The organism is Kingella pumchi (assembly GCF_022288825.1).
Classification (GTDB): Bacteria; Pseudomonadota; Gammaproteobacteria; order Burkholderiales; family Neisseriaceae; genus Kingella_D; species Kingella_D pumchi.
This window is the reverse complement of record NZ_JAKOOW010000012.1, coordinates 2089-2526: the sequence shown is the minus strand read 5'-3', so window position 1 is coordinate 2526 and position 438 is coordinate 2089. Positions and strand designations below refer to the sequence as shown.

Annotated in this window: 1 protein-coding gene; it reads left to right on the top strand. The window is 52.1% G+C overall.

What is annotated here, in order from left to right:
* Positions 1–102 precede the first annotated feature (102 nt).
* Positions 103–438, top strand: a 336-nt coding sequence (locus tag MB824_RS03450; RefSeq protein WP_238745997.1) for a zonular occludens toxin domain-containing protein, incomplete at its 3' end; no start/stop codon positions are given.

The following is a 438-nucleotide window of genomic DNA, read 5'->3' as shown; positions in this document are numbered from 1 at the left end:
GCACTTTCGTCCGTGTCCAAGCTCGGCACGTCTTTCAAGAAAAAGTAGTAACAAAATTCGCCGGCAAACAGCCGGCGAAAAATCAAACATAAGGGGTAAAACATGATCAGCCTAATCACCGGCCTGCCAGGATCCGGCAAAACAAACTTGCTCGTCCACGAATTAATGACGCGCGACGATCTCAAAAACCGTCCGCTTTTCGTGGACGGCATCCCGGAATTGAAAATTCCGACGATGGAAATTCCCGAAGGGGAAGATATGACAACGTGGCATAAATGGGCGCCCACCGGTGCAATACTTGTGATCGACGAAGCCCAACGCATCTTCCGCCCCCGCCCCGCCGGTGCCAAAGTTCCCGACTACATCCAAGAGCTAGAAACGCACCGCCACAAAGGCATCGACATCTTTGTTATTACCCAGCATCCCAGGCTGATTGAC